We start from the raw sequence: 23260 nt of genomic DNA on the forward strand, positions 1-23260 counted from the left end.
AATTAGTCTTTATCGATTCGGCTGGCTACCGCGCCCTGCTGGTTGCGATATTTCGCATCTTCACGGCGGTTGTAAGGTCGCGCCGCCGGGCCGGAAAGCGGCTCAAAGCTCAGCGCACCAATTAACATGCCCGGACGCAGCGCCAGCGGCAGCTTACCGGAGTTGTAGAACTCCAGCACAATGCAGCCAGACCAGCCCGGATCGATGCGGTGCGCGGTGACGTGCACCATCAGCCCCAGACGCGCCAGTGAGGAACGCCCGTCCAGCCAGCCCACCAGATCGGCTGGCAGCGTCACCGACTCCAGCGTCACCGCCAGCGCCAACTCTCCTGGGTGAAGATAGAACGCCTCGCTTTCATCGAGAACGATCTCATCGCTCATCACGCGGTCAAGCGCGGCGCTCACTTCATCTTTGGGACCGCTCAGATCGATAAACGCTGCCGTGTGACCACGGAAGGTACGAAATTTATTGCCCAGGCGCACATCCACCGTCGCGCCGTTAATACGCTCCACTGGCGGACGTGGGTTGATCGACAAACGGCCTTCATCAAGCCAGGCTTCAATATCTCGGTCACACAGACGCATGGCATTTTCTCCTTTCGCGCATCACTCCCTTAACGCCAATTACGTCAAGGGCATACCAGGTTATCACTGAACGGTACACAATTTATCAAGCTTATTCAAAGAACTGACTTATTTTCGCTTTCAATATATCGATCGCGATGCGGTTTTTCCCGCCGCGCGGCACGATAATGTCCGCATATTGTTTAGAAGGCTCAATGAATTGCAGGAACATCGGACGCACGGTTTTTTGATATTGCGCCATCACTGAATCCATTGAACGCCCACGCTCGTTAACGTCACGCTTGATGCGGCGCATCAGGCAGATATCCAGCGGGGTATCAACGAAAATGGAGAAGTTAAGTTCGTCACGCAAACGCGCATCCGTCAGCAACAAAATGCCTTCGAGAATGATGACTTTCTTCGGCTCAACCGTCACCGTTTCTTTCATACGCGTATGTTCAACATAGCTGTAAACCGGCAGGTCAATTGCCGAGCCGCGTTTCAACGCTTGTAAATGCTCAAGCAGCAGGCTGTGATCCATCGCGCTGGGATGGTCGTAGTTGGTCTTAACGCGTTCTTCCATCGACAGATGGCTTTGATCTTTGTAATAGCAGTCTTCGGGAATTACGCCGATGTGTTCATCACCGACTTGCTCACGTAATTCACGATAAAGGGTACTGGCAATAAGACTCTTGCCGGAAGCCGATGCGCCAGCGATACCGATAATGACGCACTGATGAGACTGATCAGTCATATATTTAGCGACCTGATTAACCTGGATGTTAGGAAGGGGGCGACGAAGCGCCAAACGCGGCAATTATAGGGATTTCATCCGCCTGATACCAGTCGAATAGCGTTGCCGCGCGCTCAGAGTTAATTGTTGACGAAGAATTCCCCGTGGCAAATTACGTTGATCAGTTTTATGTAAGGTAAAAAATGTTATACGCGGTTGCGCAAATTATCCGCCTTTACGTCACTTTATGAGCAATTCGCATATAAAATGTAAAACTTTTGTACTAGCATAAACACAGAAACGAATACTGGCGACCTGGTCTTGCGGATAAAGCGGTAATGAGCAAACAATCACAGCATGTATTAATTGCCCTGCCCCACCCGCTGCTTCACCTGGTCAGTTTAGGTTTAGTCTCGTTTATCTTTACCCTTTTCTCGCTTGAGCTTTCGCAGTTTGGCACCCAACTCGCCCCACTGTGGTTCCCGACGTCCATCATGATGGTGGCGTTTTATCGCCATGCCGGGCGCATGTGGCCGGGGATTGCGCTGAGCTGCTCGCTGGGAAATATCGCCGCATCCATCCTGCTTTTTTCCACCAGCTCGCTGAACATGACCTGGACGACCATCAATATTGTTGAAGCCGTGGTCGGGGCAGTGCTGCTACGTAAATTGCTGCCGTGGTATAACCCATTGCAAAATCTGGCTGACTGGCTGCGTCTGGCACTCGGCAGCGCCATTGTTCCACCTCTGTTAGGGGGTGTTCTGGTTATCCTGCTGACGCCCGGAGACGATCCTCTCAGGGCATTTTTGATATGGGTACTGTCAGAATCCATCGGCGCACTGGCACTGGTGCCGCTGGGATTGTTATTTAAACCACACTATCTGCTGCGCCATCGCAACCCACGGTTGCTTTTTGAGTCGCTGCTCACGTTAGCCATCACACTGACGTTAAGCTGGCTTTCGATGCTGTATCTGCCGTGGCCTTTTACTTTCATTATTGTGCTGTTGATGTGGAGCGCCGTGCGCCTGCCACGAATGGAAGCCTTTTTGATCTTCCTTACCACGGTGATGATGGTGTCACTGATGATGGCCGCGGATCCCTCCCTGCTTGCTACGCCGCGTACATACCTGATGAGCCATATGCCGTGGCTACCGTTTTTGCTGATCCTGCTGCCCGCCAACATCATGACCATGGTGATGTATGCCTTTCGTGCGGAACGCAAACACATTTCCGAAAGCGAAACCCGTTTTCGTAATGCCATGGAATATTCCGCCATCGGCATGGCATTAGTGGGCACCGAGGGACAATGGCTGCAATCCAACAAAGCACTCTGCCAGTTTCTCGGTTACAGTCAGGAAGAGCTGCGCGGACTCACCTTTCAGCAACTGACCTGGCCGGAGGATCTCAATAAAGATCTGCAACAGGTTGAAAAGCTGATCAGCGGTGAAATAAACACCTATTCAATGGAAAAACGCTACTACAACCGCAATGGCGATGTTGTCTGGGCGTTGCTTGCCGTCTCACTGGTGCGCCACACCGATGGTACGCCGCTCTATTTTATCGCTCAGATTGAAGACATTAACGAGCTAAAACGCACCGAACAGGTGAACCAGCAACTGATGGAGCGCATCACGCTGGCTAACGAAGCGGGCGGGATTGGCATCTGGGAGTGGGAGCTAAAGCCGAATATTTTTAGCTGGGATAAGCGGATGTTCGAGCTGTATGAAATTCCTCCGCATATCAAACCGAACTGGCAGGTGTGGTACGAGTGCGTACTGCCGGAAGATCGCCAGCACGCCGAAAAAGTGATTCGCGATTCATTGCAATCACGCTCTCCCTTTAAACTGGAATTTCGCATTACCGTGAAAGACGGCATTCGCCATATCCGCGCCCTCGCCAACCGGGTACTGAATAAAGAAGGCGAAGTCGAACGCCTGCTCGGCATTAATATGGATATGACCGAAGTGAAACAGCTTAACGAGGCATTGTTTCAGGAAAAAGAGCGCCTGCACATAACGCTGGATTCCATCGGCGAAGCCGTGGTCTGTATTGATATGGCAATGAAAATTACCTTTATGAATCCGGTGGCGGAGAAGATGAGCGGCTGGACGCAGGAAGAAGCGTTAGGTGTTCCACTCCTGACGGTGTTGCATATTACTTTTGGCGACAACGGACCATTAATGGAGAACATTTACAGTGCCGACACCTCACGTTCCGCGATTGAACAAGATGTGGTGTTGCACTGCCGGAGCGGCGGCAGCTACGACGTGCATTACAGTATTACGCCGTTAAGTACTCTGGACGGCAGCAATATAGGCTCGGTACTGGTGATTCAGGACGTCACCGAATCACGCAAAATGCTGCGCCAGCTGAGCTACAGCGCCTCCCATGATGCACTGACGCATCTCGCCAACCGCGCCAGTTTTGAGAAACAACTACGCATCCTGCTGCAAACGGTAAACAGTACACATCAGCGACATGCACTGGTGTTTATCGATCTTGATCGCTTTAAAGCGGTGAATGACAGCGCCGGGCACGCCGCTGGCGACGCTTTGCTGCGCGAACTGGCGTCGTTAATGCTGAGTATGCTGCGCTCCAGCGACGTGCTGGCGCGACTCGGTGGCGATGAATTTGGTCTGCTGCTGCCAGATTGTAATGTCGAAAGTGCGCGTTTTATCGCTACACGCATTATCAGCGCCGTGAATGACTATCACTTTATCTGGGAAGGACGTGTACATCGGGTAGGTGCCAGTGCCGGGATTACCTTGATTGATGGCAACAATCATCAGGCGGCTGAAGTGATGTCGCAGGCTGATATCGCCTGTTATGCCTCCAAAAATGGTGGCCGGGGCCGGGTGACGGTTTACGAACCGCAGCAAGCTACCGCACATAGCGAACGGGCGGCGATGTCGCTTGATGAACAGTGGCGGATGATTAAAGAGAATCAGTTGATGATGATCGCCCACGGTGTCGCTTCGCCGCGGATCCCGCAAGCGCGTAATTTGTGGCTGATTTCACTTAAGCTCTGGAGTTGCGAAGGCGAGATTATTGATGAACAAACATTTCGTCGTAGCTTCAGCGATCCGGCACTTAGCCATGCTCTTGACCGACGGGTATTCCACGATTTTTTCCAGCAGGCCGCAAAAGCGGTTGCCAGTAAAGGCTTAAGCATCGCCCTCCCCCTTTCCGTTGCCGGTTTGAGTAGCACCACACTGGTAAATGAACTGCTTGAACAGCTGGAAAACAGCCCTTTACCACCACGGTTATTACATCTGATTATTCCGGCAGACGCGATTTTAGATCACGCAGAAAGCGTGCAAAAACTGCGGCTGGCGGGATGTCGGATCGTATTCAGTCAGGTGGGCCGCGATCTGCAAATCTTCAACTCGCTGAAAGCAAATATGGCAGATTACCTGCTACTTGATGGTGAGTTATGCGCCAACGTGCAGGGAAATTTGATGGATGAGATGCTGATTACGATCATTCAGGGGCACGCTCAGCGGCTCGGGATGAAGACCATCGCCGGGCCAGTAGTTTTACCCCTGGTGATGGATACGCTTTCTGGCATCGGCGTCGATCTGATTTATGGCGATGTGATTGCCGATGCCCAACCGCTGGATTTGCTGGTGAATAGCAGTTATTTCGCGATTAACTGAGGGAGCGTTTGCCCATTGCCTGATGCGACGTATCAGGCCTACAATTCGTCCGTTCCGTCTGGTTGCCAGCCTTCCGTATACCAGATATGCAACAGCGCATAAGAACGCCAGGGCTTCCAGCGTTCGGCATAACGGCGGATTTGTGCCGGCGTCATTCCCGGAAATCGCTGTTTAATCAGATAATCATCCGGCAGAAAAACATCTTTCGCCTGCCAGCCACGCAAAGCAAAATAATTTGCAGTCCAGCGCCCGATACCCGGAAAAGTTTGCAGCGTTTTCATCGCCTGCTCCACATCGCCCGGTATTGTCATTGGTAAGGTGCCCTCCAGCGCCGCATTTGCCAGATGAATCAGCGCCTCTGCCCGTTTCAACGGCATACCTAACGCTTTTAATGCCTGCGGATCTGCTGCTGCCAGCCGCTGAGGCGTGGGGAAGCAGACATAATCCGGAAAATCATCCAGCCGTTCGCCATAAAGCTGTGCCACTCTGGCGGTCAATTTTGCCGCCATCGCCACGCTCACCAGCTGGCCTAAAATCGCCCGCACGCCCTGCTCAAAAGCATCAACACAACCGGGTAAACGCAATCCGGGCCGTGCCGCGCCTAACTTGCCCAACGCACCGTTAACAATCTGCGGGTTACATTGCAGATCAAACAGGCGGCTCATTTTCGCCAGACACTCTGCGGCAACGGGTTCTAAACCTGCACTTAAATTTATGTGCAGAGTATGGCTGGCTATATCCGGAATAGCAGTCACCACGCCGCGACATTCGCCCACCGCCAGACTACGGGCATAATAATCGTCAGCGACCGTTTCCACACCGTTCACCGCACGGGCGGCGAGAAATCCCAACATCCACGACCAGTCATACGGCGGCTGCCAGTTCAAGGTATACATCGCATCTCCTTGTTAATCCGCTTTCAGCATAAACGTTATTCAGACGCTACGCTTTGCTTTCATATTCCGGTTGTCGCGACGGCAACATTTCGCTAAAGTCACGCCCCTTCTTCACCGGCATGGGGATTATTTCGTGTTTATTGGTTTTGATTACGGTACAGCAAACTGTTCAGTGGCGGTCATGCGCGACGGTAAGCCGCAATTACTGAAAATGGAAAACGACAGCACGCTGCTGCCTTCAATGCTTTGCGCGCCAACGCGTGAAGCGGTAAGCGAATGGCTGTACCGCCATCATGATGTTCCGGCAGACGACGATGAAACGCAGGCGCTGTTGCGTCGGGCGATTCGTTATAACCGCGAAGAAGATATCGATGTTACGGCGAAAAGCGTGCAGTTCGGTCTTTCCTCACTGGCACAGTACATTGATGATCCAGAAGAGGTGTGGTTTGTGAAATCACCAAAATCATTCCTCGGTGCCAGCGGCTTAAAACCGCAGCAGGTAGCGCTGTTTGAGGATCTGGTCTGCGCAATGATGTTGCACATTCGCCAGCAGGCGCAGGCGCAGCTGCCGGAGGCAATTACTCAGGCGGTGATTGGTCGCCCGATCAACTTCCAGGGGCTGGGCGGCGATGAAGCAAACGCCCAGGCGCAAGGGATTCTGGAACGCGCGGCGAAGCGTGCCGGGTTTAAGGATGTGGTATTCCAGTACGAGCCGGTCGCGGCTGGGCTGGATTACGAAGCCACCTTGCAGGAAGAAAAACGGGTGCTGGTGGTGGATATCGGCGGTGGTACGACTGACTGTTCATTGCTGCTGATGGGGCCGCAGTGGCGTTCGCGTCTCGATCGTGAAGCCAGCCTGCTGGGTCACAGTGGTTGCCGTATTGGCGGTAACGATCTGGATATCGCACTGGCGTTTAAAAACCTGATGCCGTTACTGGGCATGGGTGGCGAAACCGAAAAAGGCATCGCCCTGCCGATTCTGCCGTGGTGGAATGCGGTTGCCATCAACGACGTTCCTGCACAGAGTGATTTCTACAGTAGTGCCAACGGTCGTCTGCTTAACGACCTGGTACGCGATGCCCGCGAACCGGAAAAAGTGGCCCTGTTACAGAAAGTCTGGCGTCAGCGTTTAAGCTATCGCCTGGTGCGTAGCGCAGAAGAGAGCAAAATTGCGCTTTCAAGCGTAGCGGAAACCCGCGCCTCACTGCCGTTTATCAGCGATGAACTGGCTACGCTGATTAGCCAGCAAGGGCTGGAAAGCGCCCTCAGCCAGCCACTGGCGCGGATTCTGGAACAGGTGCAACTGGCGCTGGATAACGCCCAGGAAAAACCGGATGTTATCTATCTGACCGGCGGTAGCGCCCGTTCACCGCTGATTAAAAAAGCGCTGACAGAACAGTTGCCGGGCATTCCGATTGCAGGTGGCGATGACTTTGGCTCCGTCACCGCCGGGCTGGCACGCTGGGCGGAAGTGGTGTTTCGTTAATTGAAAACTGGCTCAGCAACGGCTTAAATCAGCCTGCGCCTGAGCCAGTTTTTCTGCCGCCTGACGTAGCGGTTCCATCAACGGCATGGTCCGTGCTGGAGCATGAAGGCGGAATCGCTGCAACTCTGTCGCACCGACATTCAGCGCCGATTCCAGCCGATGTCGTTTGGCGGCCATTTTTGCCATTACCGCTTGTCTGTCTGCAGGCGTTACCGCTTCGTTCGGCCTGAACACAAAACGGCGTTCACAGCTCGCTTTCCAGTCGATAACCGCCTGGGTCAGATGATCACCAAAACCTTTCACTTGCTTAACGCTCCGTCGGGTAACATCCGCTGCTGTTTCAATACCAAAGGACCGTAACGCCGCTTTACGCGCAGGGCCAACGCCGGGAATAGAGGCAACATCAATAAAAAATCCTTCCAGAAACTTCTGCTTCTGCCGTTCCCTTGCGGTGTCGTGAAGTGCTACCAGAGCGCGTTTCTCTTCTTCCGGTAACCCGAGAATTTCGTCCTTCATTTTTTCGAGCCTCGCCCGTTTGGCGATAAAACCTTCCAGCCCGCCCAACTGCTGGATCTGGCTGACTAAATGGTCATAGTCCATTTTCGCGCGATTAAATGCCTCACGGCGTTGCTGGATTTCTGCTTTATAAGCTTTGCTTGTCAGACTGCCAATAATCCAGATAGCCGCCAGCACAGGAACCATAATAATATAACGCGGTTCTACCTGAAGGCCGCAAAGCAGCAGCGATAACGCTGACAGTGCGATCTCAATCAGAATGATGTATTCACGCCGTAACAGGCCGAAAGGAAGCGGCCTGCCAGTCGGTTGGAAATGATCGGGTAATGGTAATTGCAATGCTGGCGGTGCTACTGACGCCATCACCATCGCCCAGACTTTCGCCAGCACAAAATCACCACTGGTGGTAATGACCTCTTCGCCGAGATCAATAAAATAGATAACGCCTTGATTATCCAGAGCACACCACGGGCAGTCAGTCAAATGACCGGGGTAAACATGCATTGCCGAAACGGTACATTTCTTTAACTGTTGGCGTAGTAAATCAAGTGCCGCTACCCACGCTTTTGCCGTCGGACGCGCGGTTGCCACGCCACTTTCCGTGAATGCCTGCTGAAACATGGCTTCAACATCGCCCGGTAACATCGACAGCGGAATCGATCGTGGCGGCGGTTTTAAACCACGCCGCTGATTATCTGACGCGTAGGCATAACGGAAATGAGCAATATCCGTCTCCAGCACATTCCCCGCATCAGAGATAAGCGGCACACCAGAATAAGGATGCCGCCCACCAAACAAGACGTGAAAAATCAGCAACGCAAGGCCAAAATTATCGTGATTCGCGGTGCGTTCAAAGCCGACAAATGATGGCAAGGTTTGTAGCTCTGGCGGCGTAAAATGCGACACGCCGACTTCGCATAAATGCAGTGTACCATTGGCGTTAATCTGAAAGGAGTCGCTATCAATCAACACCACTTTGCTGTCGCGACCTACCATAAAGCTGTTCTGGTTTACGTCACCCACGACGTGCCCGTGCTCATGAACCGTAGCAAAAGATGAAGCAATATTGCGCGCAACATAGAGTAGAAAATCCCACGCACAATGAGGGTAACTCTGGCGACGATGTGCCGGGCTATAGATCATATGAATCGGTTCTTTACCAGAAACTTTTGGCATCATAAAACCGATAACTTTTCCGCCTCGTCCACCGTGAAGCGTTGCCTGCGGCCAGGCGACATAATTCAACAACTGCGCGTCAGCTGTCGCAGCCATAAAGGCAAGTTTGTCCTGTTTTAAGGCGGGTGGCGGCGTGTGATAAATCTTGGCGACGCTATCGACAAACTCCTCGATATCATAAACCGCACCTTCGCCGCCTTTGCCCAGTTCACGGCCTGGCGTAACGCACTCACCAGTAGCAGTATATAAAGTGGGTTTCATGGTAACCACATAGCCAGTGCCAACGTTTTATCATCATCCGTACGCTCGTTTACCGCCGGGCTGGACAAAAACTGCTTTAACAATTCAGGTAATAAATCGAGTTGTTCCTGCGTTGCTGACGCCAGCCCATTGAAAAACGGGGTAAAGAAAGGCACATGCGGAGAATTATCCAGCATATTTAACGCCAGCCGCTGGATACCATCCGTAAATGCTGCAACTTTATGCACACGCTCAGTGCTGGTGAAAGTTTCCAGTCTGGAAACGGCATCTTCATCGGTAATGAAGTGCGTCATATTGGCATATTCACCCACCATCGGCGTAAGCGGCAATTGCAGACCGTGACCAAAATCCACCACCACGCCGCCATCGCCAATCTGCATAATCAAGGTGCCATTAGCCGATGAAATCAATCCCAGAAACGTGCAGGCAAAATCGCGAACTGCTAATTCTTTGGCTTCCGCCTCGGCAAAAAGTCGCTGACGAATGGTCAGCACAATGTCCGTTGCGAGAACATCATTAAGCCCCAATTCCCCGCCCTGCACTTTTTGCGACATATAAGCCATCGCTTCATTGACGGCGAGCATCGCACCTTCGCCTCCCTGCGAGGCGCTACCTGCGCCATCAGCGACAAATACCGACAATAATGGCTGCTGGTCATTTAACCAGGCAACCTGCATCTGGCAGGCATCCTGGCAAGGCAAGTCCGCGCTGATGTGCGACGTTCCAACGGTTGATGCATAGACCAGACGCCAGCTCACACTGACGTCCAGCCTTTTGGCGCTTCCAGCACAACTTCCGTTCCCGGCGTGGAGCGGGAAACCGAACGCAGCGAACTGGATAACCAGCTAAATAGTTCGCGGAATTGTAATCCTTGAAGAGGCAAAGGCTGACGAACGCTGATTTGGGCCAGCGTCTTCATATCCGCCCCCTGAACACCGATGGAAAAGAAGGCAAACTTCTTATCTTCTTCCCCCTGAAACACCTTGTTGGCAGCAGCCTGCCACTCATCGGTTGGTGCGCCATCGGTAATCAGGAAAATCCACGGACGATAATAGGAAATACCATTGGCGCGATACTCACGTTTGCGCTCCTCAACCATATTCAGGGCTTTGGTAATGGCGGCGCCCATTGGTGTATCCCCATGGGCAAACAGGATGGGCGGGAAAAAATTAGCGGCACTGGTAAATGGTTGTTCCACATGCACCGGGCCGAACGTCACAATACCGAGTTCCACTCTTTTTAAGGCCAGCGAATCGGCAAGCAGCTCATCGCGAAAGGTAACCAATCCGGCGTTAAGTTCATTAATAGGTCTACCGTTCATAGAACCAGAAACATCCAGCAGCAAAATGCAGGGGCAACGTGGTTCCGGGTTACTGGCAAAATCGCTGGTGGCAAACGTGATTTGTTCGCTCATAAGAAATCCTTTCTTAGAGAATTATTGAGGTCCGGTATCATACCGATTGCAATAATGAAATAAGAGCAAACGAAGAAACTTTCAGAATTAGGCCCGGCGGCGCAGAAAATTTTGCTATTCGCCTCGCAAGAACGGAGAGCCGTCGATTGACACTAAGGGCGGAGTGACATAATTTCAGGAGTGAGGGTTAGGGAGAGGTTTCCCCCCTCCCTCTGGTGTTCTTAGTAAGCCTGGAAGCTAATCACTAAGAGTATCACCAGTATGATGACGTGCTTCATCATAACCCTTTCCTTATTAAAAGCCCTCTTCTCCGGGAGAGGGTTTCCCGTTTCAGCGTCCCGCTGAAATCGTCGGCTTACCTCCTTTCGCCCTGAATGCAGTCTATCGCTAACGCGTGAACAAAATAGTTTCCTCTGTGATTATTGCGTAACGACTCGCAAAGAATATTTGCTGGCAGGATCGCAGACTACAAAGCCTGCGGATTGACAATCTTATCGTGAAGGCATAATTTCAGGAGTGAGGGTAGAGCGGGGTTTCCCCCGCCCTGGTAGTCTTAGTAAGCTGGCCAGCTAATAACTAAGAGCACCACGATGATGAGTAGCTTCATCATGACCCTTTCCTTATTTAAGGCCCCTTCCTCGGGAGGGGCTTTCCCGTTTCAGCGTCCCGCTGAAATCGGCGGCCTACCTCCTTTCGCCATGCAAGCAGTCTATCGCTAACTTGCAGATAAAATAGTTTCACATGTGATTATTGCGTAACGTCTCGCAAAGAATATTTGCTGGCAGGATCGCAGACTACAAAGCCTGCGGATTGACAATCTAATTGTGAAGGCATACTTTCAGGAGTGAGGGTAGAGCGGGGTTTCCCCCGCCCTGGTAGTCTTAGTAAGCCGGGAAGCTTATGACTAAGAGCACCACGATGATGATCCACTTCATCATGACCCTTTCCTTATTTAAGGCCCCTTCCTCGGGAGGGGCTTTCCCGTTTCAGCGTCCCGCTGAAATCATCGGCTTACCTCCTTTCGCCCTGAATGCAGTCTATCGCTGACTTGCGGATAAAATAGTTTCACATGTGATTATTGCGTGACGTCTCGCAAAGAATATTTGCTGGCAGGATCGCAGACTGCAAAGCCTGCGGATTGACAATCGGACCGTGAAGGCATACTTTCAGGAGTGAGGGTAGAGCGGGGTTTCCCCCGCCCTGGTAGTCTTAGTAAGCTGGGTAGCTAACGACTAAGAGCACCACGATGATGAGTATCTTCATCATGACCCTTTCCTTATTTAAGGCCCCTTCCTCGGGAGGGGCTTTCCCGTTTCAGCGTCCCGCTGAAATCATCGGCTTACCTCCTTTCGCCATGCACGTAGTCTATCGCTAACGCGTAGATAAAATAGTTTCCTGTGTTATTACTGGATGGGTGCTCGCAAATGTGCCCGCCATTCAGACGATTCCCGATAGTGTTTCATAATTCCTCCATTTTTCTCCCTGATTGGCTGGCTACACTAGTATCATTCCGCGAATCGTTTCAGGAAGAGAAACTCTTAACGATGAAAAGCAGTTATAAATCCCGTTGGGTAATGGTAATCGTGGTGGTTATCGCCGCCATCGCCGCATTCTGGTTCTGGCAAGGCCGCAATGACTCCCGGAGTGCAGCGCCAGGGGCGACGAAACAAGCGCAGCAATCGCCAGCGGGTGGTCGCCGTGGTATGCGTTCCGGCCCATTAGCCCCGGTTCAGGCGGCGACCGCCGTAGAACAGGCAGTTCCGCGTTACCTCACCGGGCTTGGCACCATTACCGCCGCTAATACTGTTACGGTGCGCAGCCGCGTGGACGGTCAACTGATGGCGTTGCATTTCCAGGAAGGCCAGCAGGTCAAAGCAGGCGATTTACTGGCAGAAATTGACCCCAGCCAGTTCAAAGTTGCATTAGCACAAGCCCAGGGCCAACTGGCAAAAGATAAAGCCACGCTTGCCAACGCCCGCCGTGACCTGGCGCGTTATCAACAACTGGTAAAAACCAATCTCGTATCTCGTCAGGAGCTGGATGCCCAACAGGCGCTGGTCAGTGAAACCGAAGGCACCATTAAGGCTGATGAAGCAAGCGTCGCCAGCGCGCAGCTGCAACTCGACTGGAGCCGCATCACCGCACCAGTCGATGGTCGCGTTGGTCTCAAGCAGGTTGATGTTGGTAACCAAATCTCCAGTGGTGATACCACCGGGATTGTGGTGATCACCCAGACGCATCCTATCGATTTGCTCTTTACCCTGCCGGAAAGCGATATCGCTACCGTAGTGCAGGCGCAAAAAGCCGGAAAACCGCTGGTTGTTGAAGCCTGGGATCGCACCAATTCAAAGAAATTAAGTGAAGGCACGCTGTTAAGTCTCGATAACCAAATCGATGCCACTACCGGTACGATTAAAGTGAAAGCACGCTTCAATAATCAGGATGATGCGCTGTTTCCCAATCAGTTTGTTAACGCGCGCATGTTAGTCGACACAGAGCAAAACGCTGTGGTGATCCCAACAGCCGCCCTGCAAATGGGCAATGAAGGCCATTTTGTCTGGGTGCTGAATAGCGAAAACAAGGTCAGCAAACATCTGGTGACGCCGGGCATTCAGGACAGTCAGAAAGTGGTGATCCGCGCAGGTATTTCTGCGGGCGACCGCGTAGTGACAGACGGCATTGATCGCCTGACCGAAGGGGCGAAAGTGGAAGTAGTGGAAGCCCAGAGCGCCACCACTCCGGAAGAGAAAGCCACCAGCCGCGAATACGCGAAAAAAGGAGCACGCTCCTGATGCAGGTGTTACCCCCGAGCAGCACAGGCGGCCCGTCGCGCCTGTTTATTATGCGTCCTGTCGCCACCACGCTGCTGATGGTGGCGATCTTACTCGCCGGGATTATCGGTTATCGAGCCCTGCCCGTTTCGGCGCTGCCGGAAGTGGACTATCCGACCATTCAGGTAGTCACGCTCTACCCAGGTGCGAGCCCGGATGTCATGACCTCTGCCGTTACCGCGCCGCTTGAACGCCAGTTTGGGCAGATGTCTGGCCTGAAACAGATGTCGTCGCAAAGTTCCGGCGGTGCGTCAGTTATCACTTTGCAGTTCCAGCTAACATTACCGCTCGATGTCGCCGAGCAGGTAGTGCAGGCCGCGATTAACGCTGCGACCAACTTGTTGCCGAGCGATCTGCCTAACCCGCCGGTTTACAGCAAAGTGAACCCGGCAGATCCGCCGATCATGACGCTCGCTGTCACCTCAACCGCCATGCCGATGACGCAAGTGGAAGATATGGTGGAAACCCGCGTCGCGCAGAAAATCTCGCAGATTTCCGGCGTCGGCCTGGTGACACTTTCCGGCGGTCAGCGTCCGGCTGTTCGCGTCAAACTTAACGCTCAGGCGATTGCCGCCCTCGGCCTGACCAGCGAAACCGTGCGCACCGCCATTACCGGCGCTAACGTCAACTCGGCAAAAGGTAGCCTCGACGGCCCTTCTCGTGCGGTTACGCTTTCCGCGAACGACCAGATGCAATCCGCCGAAGAGTATCGCCAGCTAATCATCGCCTACCAGAACGGCGCGCCGATTCGTCTGGGCGATGTCGCAACCGTAGAGCAAGGTGCAGAAAACAGCTGGCTTGGCGCATGGGCTAACAAAGAACAGGCCATTGTGATGAATGTTCAGCGCCAGCCCGGTGCTAACATTATCTCCACCGCCGACAGCATTCGGCAGATGCTGCCACAGCTCACCGAGAGTCTGCCGAAATCGGTGAAGGTGACGGTACTTTCTGACCGTACCACCAATATTCGCGCATCCGTGGATGATACTCAGTTTGAATTGATGATGGCTATCGCGCTGGTAGTCATGATTATCTACCTGTTTTTGCGTAATATTCCGGCGACCATCATTCCCGGCGTCGCAGTGCCGCTGTCGTTAATCGGCACCTTCGCGGTCATGGTGTTTCTCGATTTTTCAATCAATAACCTGACGCTGATGGCGTTAACTATCGCCACCGGATTTGTGGTCGATGACGCCATCGTGGTGATCGAAAACATTTCCCGCTATATCGAAAAAGGCGAAAAACCGCTGGCGGCGGCGCTCAAAGGCGCAGGTGAAATCGGTTTTACCATTATCTCGCTGACCTTCTCGCTGATTGCAGTGCTGATCCCGCTACTGTTTATGGGCGATATCGTCGGGCGACTGTTCCGCGAATTTGCTATTACTCTGGCAGTCGCGATTTTGATCTCAGCCGTGGTGTCGCTGACCCTGACACCAATGATGTGCGCGCGGATGCTCAGCCAGGAGTCGCTGCGTAAACAGAACCGCTTCTCCCGTGCCTCGGAAAAAATGTTCGACAGGATAATCGCCGCCTATGGTCAGGGACTTGCGAAAGTGCTGAATCATCCGTGGCTGACCTTAAGCGTGGCACTCAGCACGCTGCTGCTTAGTGTTCTCTTGTGGGTGTTCATTCCGAAAGGTTTCTTCCCGGTACAGGACAACGGCATTATTCAGGGCACTTTGCAGGCACCGCAATCCAGCTCCTTTGCCAATATGGCCCAGCGGCAACGCCAGGTCGCGGATGTGATTTTGCAAGATCCGGCGGTGCAAAGTCTGACCTCATTTGTTGGCGTTGATGGCACTAACCCGTCGCTGAACAGTGCGCGTTTGCAGATCAACCTCAAACCGTTGGATGAACGTGATGATCGGGTGCAAAAAGTCATCGCCCGTCTGCAAACGGCGGTGGATAAAGTGCCGGGCGTCGATCTCTTCCTGCAACCAACGCAGGACCTGACCATCGATACTCAGGTCAGCCGCACCCAGTACCAGTTTACCTTGCAGGCCACGTCACTGGATGCGCTCAGTACCTGGGTGCCACAGTTGATGGAAAAACTCCAGCAGTTGCCACAGCTTTCTGATGTCTCCAGCGACTGGCAGGACCAAGGGCTGGTGGCGTATGTCAATGTTGATCGCGACAGCGCCAGCCGTCTGGGGATCAGCATGGCGGACGTCGATAACGCCCTTTACAACGCGTTTGGTCAGCGACTGATTTCCACTATTTATACTCAGGCCAACCAGTATCGCGTGGTGCTGGAGCACAACACCGAAAATACTCCTGGGCTTGCGGCGCTGGATACTATTCGCCTGACCAGCAGCGACGGCGGCGTGGTACCGCTAAGCTCAATTGCCAAAATTGAGCAGCGTTTTGCGCCGCTTTCCATCAACCATCTGGATCAGTTCCCGGTAACGACCATCTCCTTTAACGTGCCGGATAACTATTCGCTGGGCGATGCGGTGCAGGCGATTATGGACACCGAAAAGACGCTGAATCTGCCGGTGGATATCACCACGCAGTTCCAGGGCAGCACCCTCGCTTTCCAGTCGGCGCTGGGCAGCACTGTCTGGCTGATTGTCGCGGCGGTGGTGGCGATGTATATCGTGCTCGGCATTCTGTACGAGAGCTTTATTCACCCGATCACCATTCTCTCGACGCTACCCACCGCAGGGGTCGGCGCACTGCTGGCGTTAATGATTGCCGGTAGCGAACTGGATGTGATTGCAATTATCGGCATTATTTTGCTGATCGGTATCGTGAAGAAGAACGCCATCATGATGATCGACTTCGCGCTGGCTGCTGAGCGCGAGCAAGGCATGTCGCCGCGCGATGCAATCTACCAGGCTTGTCTGTTGCGTTTTCGTCCGATCCTGATGACCACCCTGGCGGCTCTGCTTGGCGCGCTGCCGCTGATGTTGAGTACCGGGGTCGGCGCGGAACTGCGTCGTCCGTTAGGTATCGGCATGGTCGGCGGTCTGATTGTCAGCCAGGTGCTGACGCTGTTCACCACGCCGGTGATTTATCTGCTATTCGACCGCCTGGCATTGTGGACCAAAAGCCGCTTTGCTCGTCATGAAGAGGAGGCGTAAGTGAAGTTTTTTGCCCTCTTCATTTACCGCCCGGTGGCGACGATTTTACTGTCGGTCGCCATTACCCTGTGCGGCATACTGGGCTTCCGTATGCTGCCGGTCGCCCCACTGCCGCAGGTCGATTTTCCGGTGATTATGGTCAGCGCCTCGCTGCCCGGTGCGTCACCAGAAACAATGGCGTCTTCCGTTGCCACGCCGCTGGAACGTTCGCTTGGGCGCATTGCCGGGGTTAGTGAAATGACCTCCAGCAGTTCGCTCGGCAGCACGCGCATTATTTTGCAGTTTGATTTTGACCGCGATATCAACGGCGCAGCGCGCGATGTGCAAGCGGCGATCAACGCCGCGCAAAGTCTGCTACCCAGCGGGATGCCCAGCCGTCCGACCTATCGCAAAGCGAACCCGTCGGATGCGCCAATTATGATCCTCACGCTGACATCCGATACTTATTCGCAGGGTGAACTGTACGATTTCGCCTCGACGCAGCTGGCTCCAACGATTTCGCAAATCGACGGTGTCGGTGATGTCGATGTTGGCGGCAGCTCGCTGCCCGCCGTACGCGTCGGGCTGAATCCGCAGGCGCTGTTTAATCAGGGCGTGTCGCTGGACGATGTGCGCAGCGCCATCAGCAATGCCAACGTGCGTAAACCGCAGGGGGCGCTGGAAGATAGCACTCACCGCTGGCAGATCCAGACCAACGATGAGCTAAAAACCGCCGCTGAATATCAGCCGCTGATTATTCATTACAACAACGGCGGCGCGGTTCGTCTGGGCGATGTGGCGACGGTGACCGACTCAGTGCAGGATGTGCTCAACGCCGGGATGACCAACGCCAAACCGGCTATTTTGCTGATGATCCGCAAGCTGCCGGAAGCCAATATTATCCAGACGGTTGACAGCATCCGGGCAAAATTACCGGAGTTGCAGGAAACCATTCCGGCGGCAATTGATCTGCAAATTGCCCAGGATCGCTCCCCCACCATTCGCGCCTCGCTGGAAGAAGTCGAGCAAACGCTGATTATCTCGGTGGCGCTGGTGATTCTGGTGGTCTTTTTATTCCTGCGCTCGGGTCGCGCCACTATTATTCCCGCCGTTGCGGTGCCGGTTTCGCTGATTGGTACGTTTGCGGCGATGTACCTGTGCGGATTCAGTCTCAATAACCTTTCGTTAATGGCGCTCACCATCGCTACTGGTTTCGTGGTGGATGACGCCATCGTGGTGCTGGAAAACATTGCCCGTCATCTGGAGGCGGGGATGAAACCGCTACAGGCCGCGCTGCAAGGCACTCGCGAAGTCGGTTTTACGGTGCTGTCGATGAGTCTGTCACTGGTGGCGGTGTTCCTGCCGCTGCTGTTGATGGGCGGATTGCCGGGCCGACTGTTACGCGAATTTGCCGTGACGCTTTCTGTCGCCATTGGTATTTCGTTGCTGGTTTCCCTGACGCTAACGCCAATGATGTGCGGCTGGATGCTAAAAGCCAGCAAGCCGCGTGAGCAAAAGCGACTGCGTGGTTTTGGTCGCATGCTGGTAGCCCTGCAACAAGGCTACGGCAAGTCGCTGAAATGGGTGCTCAATCATACCCGTCTGGTGGGCGTGGTGCTGCTTGGCACCATTGCGCTGAATATCTGGCTGTATATCTCGATCCCGAAAACCTTCTTCCCGGAGCAGGACACCGGCGTCCTGATGGGTGGGATACAGGCGGATCAGAGTATTTCGTTTCAGGCAATGCGCGGTAAGTTGCAGGATTTCATGAAAATTATCCGTGACGATCCGGCGGTGGATAATGTCACCGGATTTACCGGCGGTTCGCGGGTGAACAGCGGGATGATGTTTATCACGCTGAAGCCACGCGGCGAACGCAGCGAAACGGCGCAGCAAATTATCGACCGTCTGCGCGTGAAGCTGGCGAAAGAACCGGGGGCGAATCTGTTCCTGATGGCGGTACAGGATATTCGCGTTGGCGGACGTCAGTCGAACGCCAGCTATCAGTACACGTTGCTGTCCGACGACCTGGCGGCACTGCGCGAATGGGAGCCGAAAATCCGCAAAAAACTGGCGACATTGCCGGAACTGGCGGACGTGAACTCCGACCAGCAGGATAACGGCGCGGAGATGAATCTGGTTTACGACCGCGACACCATGGCACGGCTGGGAATCGACGTGCAGGCCGCCAACAGCCTGTTAAATAACGCCTTCGGTCAGCGACAAATCTCGACCATTTACCAGCCGATGAACCAGTATAAAGTGGTGATGGAAGTGGATCCGCGCTATACCCAGGACATCAGTGCGCTGGAAAAAATGTTCGTTATCAATAACGAAGGAAAAGCGATCCCGCTGTCGTATTTCGCTAAATGGCAACCGGCGAATGCTCCGCTGTCGGTGAATCATCAGGGATTATCGGCAGCCTCGACCATTTCGTTTAACCTGCCGACCGGGAAATCGCTCTCGGACGCCAGTGCGGCGATCGATCGCGCAATGACCCAGCTTGGCGTGCCTTCGACGGTGCGCGGCAGTTTTGCCGGCACGGCGCAGGTGTTCCAGGAGACGATGAACTCGCAGGTGATCCTGATTATCGCCGCCATCGCCACGGTGTATATCGTGCTGGGTATCCTTTACGAGAGTTACGTACATCCGCTGACGATCCTCTCCACCCTGCCCTCGGCGGGCGTTGGTGCGCTGCTGGCGCTGGAGTTGTTTAATGCCCCGTTCAGCCTAATCGCCCTGATAGGGATCATGCTATTAATCGGCATCGTGAAGAAAAACGCCATTATGATGGTCGATTTTGCGCTTGAAGCCCAACGGCACGGTAACCTGACGCCGCAGGAAGCTATTTTCCAGGCCTGTCTGCTGCGTTTTCGCCCGATTATGATGACTACCCTGGCGGCGCTGTTTGGCGCGCTGCCGCTGGTGTTGTCGGGCGGTGACGGTTCGGAGCTGCGGCAACCCCTGGGGATCACCATTGTCGGCGGTCTGGTCATGAGCCAGCTTCTGACGCTGTATACCACGCCGGTGGTGTATCTCTTTTTCGACCGTCTGCGACTGCGTTTTTCGCGTAAACCTAAACAAGCGGTAACCGAGTAAATGACAGATCTTCCCGACAGCACCCGCTGGCAATTGTGGATTGTGGCTTTCGGCTTCTTTATGCAGTCGCTGGACACCACCATCGTTAACACCGCGCTTCCCTCAATGGCGCAAAGCCTCGGGGAAAGTCCGTTGCATATGCACATGGTCATTGTCTCTTATGTACTGACCGTGGCGGTGATGCTGCCCGCCAGCGGCTGGCTGGCGGACAAAGTCGGCGTGCGCAATATTTTCTTTACCGCCATCGTGCTGTTTACTCTCGGTTCACTGTTTTGCGCGCTTTCCGGCACGCTGAACGAACTGTTGCTGGCACGCGCGTTACAGGGCGTTGGCGGCGCGATGATGGTGCCGGTCGGCAGGTTGACGGTGATGAAAATCGTACCGCGCGAGCAATATATGGCGGCGATGACCTTTGTCACGCTGCCCGGTCAGATCGGGCCGCTGCTTGGCCCGGCGCTCGGCGGTCTGCTGGTGGAGTACGCATCGTGGCACTGGATCTTTTTGATCAACATTCCGGTGGGGATTATTGGCGCGATCACCACACTGATGTTAATGCCGAACTACACCATGCAGACGCGGCGCTTTGATCTCTCCGGCTTTTTATTGCTGGCGGTTGGCATGGCGGTATTAACCCTGGCGCTGGACGGCAGTAAAGGTACAGGTTTATCGCCGCTGGCGATTGCTGGCCTGGTCGCAGTTGGCGTGGTGGCACTGGTGCTTTATCTGCTGCACGCCAGAAATAACAACTGCGCCCTGTTCAGTCTGAAACTGTTCCGTACTCGTACCTTTTCGCTGGGTCTGGCGGGGAGTTTTTCCGGACGTATCGGTAGCGGCATGTTGCCCTTTATGACGCCGGTTTTCCTACAAATTGGCCTTGGCTTCTCACCGTTTCATGCCGGACTGATGATGATCCCGATGGTGCTCGGCAGCATGGGGATGAAGCGAATTGTGGTACAGGTAGTGAATCGCTTTGGTTATCGTCGGGTACTGGTGGCGACCACGCTGGGTCTGTCGCTGGTCACCCTGTTGTTTATGACTACTGCTCTGCTGGGCTGGTACTACGTTTTGCCGTTCGTCCTGTTTTTACAAGGGATGGTCAACTCGACCCGTTTCTCCTCCATGAACACCCTGACGCTGAAAGATCTCCCGGACAATCTGGCGAGCAGCGGCAACAGTCTGCTGTCGATGATTATGCAATTGTCGATGAGTATCGGCGTCACTATCGCCGGGCTGTTGCTGGGACTTTTTGGTTCACAGCATGTCAGCATCGACAGCGGCACCACACAAACCGTCTTTATGTACACCTGGCTTAGCATGGCGTTGATCATCGCCCTTCCGGTGTTTGTCTTTGCCAGAGTGCCGAGCGATACGCATCAAAATGTAGCTATTTCACGGCGAAAAAGGAGCGTGCAATGAAGTTCTGGCGACCCGGTATTACCGGCAAACTGTTTCTGGCGATTTTCGCTACCTGCATTGTCTTATTGATCACGATGCACTGGGCGGTACGTATCAGTTTTGAGCGCGGCTTTATCGATTACATCAAGCATGGTAATGAACAACGGCTGCAAATGCTCGGCGATGCGCTTGGTGAGCAGTACGCCCAGCACGGGAACTGGCGCTTCCTGCGTAATAACGATCGCTTTGTATTTCAGATCCTACGTTCACTGGAGCATGATAACAACGAAGATAAGCCCGGCCCCGGTATGCCACCACACGGCTGGCGCACGCAATTTTGGGTGGTTGATCAAAATAATAAAGTGCTGGTTGGCCCGCGAGCACCGGTTCCACCCGACGGCACACGGCGGCCCATTATGGTCAATGGTGCGGAAGTTGGCGCGGTGATCGCCTCCCCTGTTGAACGACTGACCCGTAATACTGATATCAATTTTGACAGACAACAGCGGCAAACCAGTTGGCTGATTGTTGCTTTATCTACCTTATTAGCGGCGCTGGCGACATTCCCACTGGCGCGCGGTTTGCTGGCTCCGGTAAAACGACTGGTGGATGGCACGCACAAACTGGCAGCGGGTGATTTCACTACTCGCGTAGCCCCCACCAGCGAAGATGAGTTGGGCAGACTGGCAGAGGATTTCAATCAACTCGCCAGCACACTGGAGAAAAACCAGCAGATGCGCCGCGATTTTATGGCCGATATTTCTCATGAACTGCGTACGCCATTAGCGGTGCTGCGCGGTGAACTGGAAGCCATTCAGGATGGCGTGCGTAAATTCACGCCGGAGACGGTGGCGTCTTTACAGGCGGAGGTCGGTACACTGACCAAACTGGTTGACGATCTTCATCAGTTGTCGATGTCTGATGAAGGCGCTCTCGCCTATCAAAAAGCACCGGTAGATTTGATCCCACTGCTGGAAGTGGCGGGCGGGGCATTTCGCGAACGATTTGCCAGCCGTGGCCTGAAACTGCAATTTTCCCTGCCAGACAGTATTACCGTATTTGGCGATCGCGACCGTTTAATGCAGTTATTCAATAACTTACTGGAAAACAGCCTGCGCTACACTGACAGCGGCGGCAGCCTAAAAATCTCTGCCGAGCAGCACGACAAAACGGTGCGCCTGACCTTTGCCGACAGCGCGCCGGGCGTCAGTGACGATCAGCTACAAAAATTGTTTGAACGTTTTTATCGCACCGAAGGTTCCCGCAACCGTGCCAGCGGCGGTTCCGGGCTGGGACTCGCGATTTGCCTGAACATTGTTGAAGCACATAATGGCCGCATTATTGCTGCCCATTCGCCTTTTGGCGGGGTAAGCATTACAGTAGAGTTACCGCTGGAACGGGATTTACAGAGAGAAGTATGACCGAGTTACCAATCGACGAAAACACACCGCGTATTTTGATCGTGGAAGATGAACCGAAGCTGGGACAGTTGCTCATTGATTATCTGCGTGCCGCGAGCTATGCGCCGACGCTTATCAGCCACGGCGATCAGGTACTGCCGTATGTGCGCCAGACACCACCGGATCTGATCCTGTTAGATCTGATGCTCCCTGGCACCGATGGCCTGACGCTGTGCCGGGAAATTCGTCGTTTTTCTGACATTCCGATCGTGATGGTGACGGCAAAAATCGAAGAGATCGACCGCCTGCTGGGGCTGGAGATTGGCGCCGATGACTACATCTGCAAGCCGTACAGCCCACGGGAAGTGGTAGCGCGTGTCAAAACCATTTTGCGCCGTTGTAAACCGCAACGCGAACTTCAGCAACAGGATGCCGAAAGCCCGTTGATGATCGACGAAGGTCGTTTTCAGGCTTCATGGCGCGGTAAAATGCTTGACCTGACGCCTGCGGAATTTCGTCTGTTGAAAACGCTCTCTCATGAACCAGGAAAAGTGTTCTCCCGCGAGCAATTGCTCAATCATCTTTATGACGACTACCGCGTAGTAACTGACCGCACCATCGACAGCCACATTAAAAACCTGCGTCGCAAGCTGGAAGCTCTGGACGAAGAGCAGTCTTTTATCCGCGCCGTCTACGGTGTCGGTTATCGCTGGGAAGCCGACGCTTGCCGCATCGTTTAGTTTTAGCGACATGACTTTGTTAGCCGGAGATG

General features: G+C 53.8%; 18 protein-coding genes. 8 read left to right on the forward strand and 10 right to left on the reverse strand.

The window, feature by feature from the left end; translation table 11 throughout:
- Positions 1-2: 2 nt before the first annotated feature.
- Both dcd and udk read right to left on the reverse strand, forming a co-directional pair.
- Entirely contained in the window at positions 3-584 is a 582-nt protein-coding gene (gene dcd / locus ACJHWT_RS01535; protein WP_001234777.1) for a dCTP deaminase, read from the reverse strand.
- A 91-nt stretch (positions 585-675) separates the two neighbouring features.
- Positions 676-1317 (reverse strand): uridine kinase, encoded by a 642-nt coding sequence (gene udk, locus ACJHWT_RS01540; RefSeq protein WP_001295424.1) that lies wholly within the window; start codon positions 1315-1317, stop codon positions 676-678.
- A gap of 317 nt (positions 1318-1634) precedes the next feature.
- On the opposite strand from udk, the gene ACJHWT_RS01545 reads away from it, so the two are divergent.
- Positions 1635-4952 carry a diguanylate cyclase gene (locus tag ACJHWT_RS01545; protein ID WP_021539223.1) on the forward strand — a complete coding sequence of 1106 codons (3318 nt, stop codon included), beginning with the start codon at positions 1635-1637 and terminating at the stop codon, positions 4950-4952.
- A 38-nt stretch (positions 4953-4990) separates the two neighbouring features.
- Here the strand turns inward: ACJHWT_RS01545 and alkA are convergent, their stop codons facing one another.
- On the reverse strand, positions 4991-5848 hold the full coding sequence (gene alkA, locus ACJHWT_RS01550) for a DNA-3-methyladenine glycosylase 2 (protein ID WP_021539224.1): 858 nt from the start codon (positions 5846-5848) through the stop codon (positions 4991-4993).
- A 133-nt stretch (positions 5849-5981) separates the two neighbouring features.
- On the opposite strand from alkA, the gene yegD reads away from it, so the two are divergent.
- On the forward strand, positions 5982-7334 hold the full coding sequence (gene yegD / locus ACJHWT_RS01555) for a molecular chaperone (protein ID WP_000469732.1): 1353 nt from the start codon (positions 5982-5984) through the stop codon (positions 7332-7334).
- Between the two features lie 12 nt (positions 7335-7346).
- On the opposite strand, the gene yegI is transcribed toward yegD, so the two are convergent.
- From yegI to ACJHWT_RS01590, 7 genes are all read right to left on the reverse strand, one after another.
- Entirely contained in the window at positions 7347-9287 is a 1941-nt protein-coding gene (yegI, locus tag ACJHWT_RS01560) for a protein kinase YegI (RefSeq protein ID WP_021539225.1), read from the reverse strand.
- Complete coding sequence (gene pphC, locus ACJHWT_RS01565; protein WP_410232307.1) at positions 9284-10045, reverse strand: protein-serine/threonine phosphatase PphC; 762 nt, start codon at positions 10043-10045, stop codon at positions 9284-9286. The genes yegI and pphC overlap by 4 nt, the downstream gene beginning before the upstream one ends.
- Entirely contained in the window at positions 10042-10701 is a 660-nt protein-coding gene (locus ACJHWT_RS01570; RefSeq protein ID WP_000003158.1) for a vWA domain-containing protein, read from the reverse strand. The genes pphC and ACJHWT_RS01570 overlap by 4 nt, the downstream gene beginning before the upstream one ends.
- 221 nt (positions 10702-10922) lie before the next feature.
- The gene (gene ibsA, locus ACJHWT_RS01575) at positions 10923-10982 is read right to left on the reverse strand and encodes a type I toxin-antitoxin system toxin IbsA (protein WP_010723109.1); all 60 of its coding nucleotides are present in this window, start codon (positions 10980-10982) and stop codon (positions 10923-10925) included.
- A gap of 272 nt (positions 10983-11254) precedes the next feature.
- Complete coding sequence (locus tag ACJHWT_RS01580; protein ID WP_100249772.1) at positions 11255-11311, reverse strand: type I toxin-antitoxin system Ibs family toxin; 57 nt, start codon at positions 11309-11311, stop codon at positions 11255-11257.
- 271 nt (positions 11312-11582) lie between these two features.
- On the reverse strand, positions 11583-11639 hold the full coding sequence (locus ACJHWT_RS01585; RefSeq protein ID WP_012767741.1) for a type I toxin-antitoxin system Ibs family toxin: 57 nt from the start codon (positions 11637-11639) through the stop codon (positions 11583-11585).
- Positions 11640-11910: 271 nt separating this feature from the next.
- On the reverse strand, positions 11911-11967 hold the full coding sequence (locus tag ACJHWT_RS01590) for a type I toxin-antitoxin system Ibs family toxin (RefSeq protein WP_100249771.1): 57 nt from the start codon (positions 11965-11967) through the stop codon (positions 11911-11913).
- Positions 11968-12245: 278 nt separating this feature from the next.
- Between ACJHWT_RS01590 and mdtA the strand changes: the two genes are divergently transcribed.
- The 6 genes from mdtA to baeR are packed head-to-tail and all read left to right on the forward strand — an operon-like array spanning position 12246 to position 23228.
- The gene (gene mdtA / locus ACJHWT_RS01595) at positions 12246-13493 is read left to right on the forward strand and encodes a multidrug efflux RND transporter subunit MdtA (RefSeq protein WP_001563608.1); all 1248 of its coding nucleotides are present in this window, start codon (positions 12246-12248) and stop codon (positions 13491-13493) included.
- Positions 13493-16615 carry a multidrug efflux RND transporter permease subunit MdtB gene (gene mdtB / locus ACJHWT_RS01600; protein ID WP_065203328.1) on the forward strand — a complete coding sequence of 1041 codons (3123 nt, stop codon included), beginning with the start codon at positions 13493-13495 and terminating at the stop codon, positions 16613-16615. The genes mdtA and mdtB overlap by 1 nt, the downstream gene beginning before the upstream one ends.
- The gene (mdtC, locus tag ACJHWT_RS01605; protein WP_021539226.1) at positions 16616-19693 is read left to right on the forward strand and encodes a multidrug efflux RND transporter permease subunit MdtC; all 3078 of its coding nucleotides are present in this window, start codon (positions 16616-16618) and stop codon (positions 19691-19693) included.
- Positions 19694-21109, forward strand: coding sequence for an MFS transporter (locus tag ACJHWT_RS01610; RefSeq protein ID WP_021539227.1), 1416 nt, complete (start codon positions 19694-19696; stop codon positions 21107-21109).
- The gene (gene baeS, locus ACJHWT_RS01615) at positions 21106-22509 is read left to right on the forward strand and encodes a two-component system sensor histidine kinase BaeS (RefSeq protein WP_021539228.1); all 1404 of its coding nucleotides are present in this window, start codon (positions 21106-21108) and stop codon (positions 22507-22509) included. The genes ACJHWT_RS01610 and baeS overlap by 4 nt, the downstream gene beginning before the upstream one ends.
- Positions 22506-23228, forward strand: coding sequence for a two-component system response regulator BaeR (baeR, locus tag ACJHWT_RS01620; RefSeq protein WP_000137881.1), 723 nt, complete (start codon positions 22506-22508; stop codon positions 23226-23228). Before baeS ends, baeR begins: the two co-directional genes overlap by 4 nt.
- Positions 23229-23260 lie beyond the last annotated feature (32 nt).

The organism is Escherichia sp. WS338 (genome assembly GCF_046486405.1).
Classification (GTDB): domain Bacteria; phylum Pseudomonadota; class Gammaproteobacteria; order Enterobacterales; family Enterobacteriaceae; genus Escherichia; species Escherichia coli.

Bases quoted from the DNA above. Each gene is read 5' to 3' on its own strand.
- dcd (WP_001234777.1), bottom strand. From the start codon at position 584: ATGCGTCTGTGTGACCGAGATATTGAAGCCTGGCTTGATGAAGGCCGT.
- udk (WP_001295424.1), bottom strand. From the start codon at position 1,317: ATGACTGATCAGTCTCATCAGTGCGTCATTATCGGTATCGCTGGCGCA.
- mdtA (WP_001563608.1), top strand. From the start codon at position 12,246: ATGAAAAGCAGTTATAAATCCCGTTGGGTAATGGTAATCGTGGTGGTT.
- ACJHWT_RS01545 (WP_021539223.1), top strand. From the start codon at position 1,635: ATGAGCAAACAATCACAGCATGTATTAATTGCCCTGCCCCACCCGCTG.
- ACJHWT_RS01610 (WP_021539227.1), top strand. From the start codon at position 19,694: ATGACAGATCTTCCCGACAGCACCCGCTGGCAATTGTGGATTGTGGCT.
- baeR (WP_000137881.1), top strand. From the start codon at position 22,506: ATGACCGAGTTACCAATCGACGAAAACACACCGCGTATTTTGATCGTG.
- mdtB (WP_065203328.1), top strand. From the start codon at position 13,493: ATGCAGGTGTTACCCCCGAGCAGCACAGGCGGCCCGTCGCGCCTGTTT.
- alkA (WP_021539224.1), bottom strand. From the start codon at position 5,848: ATGTATACCTTGAACTGGCAGCCGCCGTATGACTGGTCGTGGATGTTG.
- yegI (WP_021539225.1), bottom strand. From the start codon at position 9,287: ATGAAACCCACTTTATATACTGCTACTGGTGAGTGCGTTACGCCAGGC.
- baeS (WP_021539228.1), top strand. From the start codon at position 21,106: ATGAAGTTCTGGCGACCCGGTATTACCGGCAAACTGTTTCTGGCGATT.
- ACJHWT_RS01570 (WP_000003158.1), bottom strand. From the start codon at position 10,701: ATGAGCGAACAAATCACGTTTGCCACCAGCGATTTTGCCAGTAACCCG.